We start from the raw sequence: 1,767 nt of genomic DNA, 5'->3' as shown, positions 1-1,767 counted from the left end.
TCCTCGGCGGACAGATCGATGCAGACGAGGAGGCGCCGGCCGGCCGGGCTCGGCGGGCGGCGCCGCGAGCGGGCCCCTGCACCCGTCGGGCCGTCCCGGGCGCTCGAGGGCCGCCGCCTTCCTGGCGCTGACCAAGCCGCGCATCATCGAGCTGCTGCTCATCACGACCGTGCCGACGATGCTGCTCGCCGCCGGGGGCCTGCCGCCCGTCGGGCTCGTGCTCGCCACCCTGGTGGGAGGAGCCCTCGCGGCCGGGAGCGCCAACACGCTCAACTGCTACGTCGACCGGGACATCGACGCGCGGATGGACCGGACGCGGGAGCGCCCGCTCGTCACCGGCGAGGTGACCCCCCGGGAGGCGCTCGTCTTCGGCGTCGCGCTCGGCGTGCTCTCGACGGCGTGGCTGGCGCTGCTCGTCAACCCGCTGTCCGCCGCCCTCGCGGTGGCCGCGATCGCCTTCTACCTCTTCGTGTACACGCTCGGCCTCAAGCGGCGCACCTCGCAGAACATCGTCTGGGGCGGCGCCGCGGGCTGCATGCCCGTGCTCATCGGCTGGTCGGCGGTCACGGGCGGCCTCGACTGGCCCGCCCTGGTCCTCTTCGGCGTCATCTTCCTGTGGACGCCGCCGCACTACTGGCCGCTGTCGATGCGCTACGCCCGCGACTACAGCAGCGTCGACGTGCCCATGCTCGGCGCCGTCGAGCGCCCGACCCTCGTCGCCCGCCGGATCCTGGCCTACTCCTGGGCGATGGTCGCGTGCTCGCTGCTGCTCGTGCCCGTGGCCGGGACGGGCCCGGTCTACACGCTCGGCGCCGTGGTCCTGGGCGCCTGGTTCCTCCTCGAGGCCCACGCGCTGCGCCGCCGCGCCCGCCTGGCCGACTCGTCGACGGAGCCGGTGGCCACGGCCGGCGCCATGCGGGTCTTCCACGTGTCGATCTCGTACCTCAGCCTGCTCTTCCTCGCCGTCGGCGCGGACCCCTTCGTCCCCTGGTGGTGACGGCTCCCCGGCGGTGAGGGCCGCCGGGAGGGCCGGTCGGCCCTCCCGACGACCGGCCCCCACCCTCTGCCCGGCTCAGCCCAGGACGTCGACGACGACGCGCGGCGGGTCGGACAGGCGGGTGACGCGGTACGGCGCGTCCGCGGCGGCGTCCAGGCCCACGAGGACCTGGGCCTGCCCCTCGAAGACCCCGCCCGCACGCACCTCGCGGACGAGCGCGGTGCCCTGGCCGTCCACCGAGCCGACGAGCTCCTCCTGCCCGGTGTCGAAGGGGTACCCGAGGCCGCGCACGACGACCTCGAGGAAGCGCTCGCCCTCGACGGCCACGGGGTCGCCCGAGCCCTGCTGGGAGGGCTCGTCGACGTAGTGCGCGTACCAGCCGGGCAGGCCGGCGGGGTCGCCCGCCAGCTCGACGACGACGCGGTCGAAGCCCTCGTGGCGTCCCGTGCGCACGTCCACGACGGAGAGGCCGGCGCCCGTGGCCGCCTCCTCCGAGGGGGCCGTGCCGACGTCCGCCAGGGCCTCGCCCGCCGCGTCGACCCCGTCCTCGGACGTCGGTGCGGACGACGCGGGCCCGTCCGTCGTCATCGGGTCAGTGGTGCTGGGGTCCGTGGTGGTCGGCCCCGCGGTGCTCGGCTCCGTCGTGGTCGCGTCCGTCGCTGCGGTGGCGTCGGAGACCGGCGAGGACGCCGCCACGGGGGAGGACGACGCGGGGCCGGCCGTCACGTCGTCGCCGCAGCCCGCGGCGAGGAGGGCCAGCGCGGCGGCCG

The 1,767-nt window shown here is 76.3% G+C and carries 2 protein-coding genes; one reads left to right on the top strand and one right to left on the bottom strand.

Annotation, left to right across the window (positions count from 1 at the left end; all coding sequences use genetic code 11):
• Positions 1-76: 76 nt before the first annotated feature.
• Complete coding sequence (locus tag HLB09_RS16590; protein WP_171204403.1) at positions 77-997, top strand: heme o synthase; 921 nt, start codon at positions 77-79, stop codon at positions 995-997.
• Between the two features lie 75 nt (positions 998-1,072).
• Here the strand turns inward: HLB09_RS16590 and HLB09_RS16585 are convergent.
• Positions 1,073-1,767 (bottom strand): AMIN-like domain-containing (lipo)protein (locus HLB09_RS16585; RefSeq protein WP_171204402.1); only part of this gene is annotated, 695 nt, incomplete at its 5' end.

Origin of the sequence: Pseudokineococcus marinus (assembly GCF_013004605.1) — a bacterium.
Lineage (GTDB): Bacteria > Actinomycetota > Actinomycetes > Actinomycetales > Quadrisphaeraceae > Pseudokineococcus > Pseudokineococcus marinus.
This window is presented reverse-complemented; position numbering and strand designations above follow the sequence as displayed.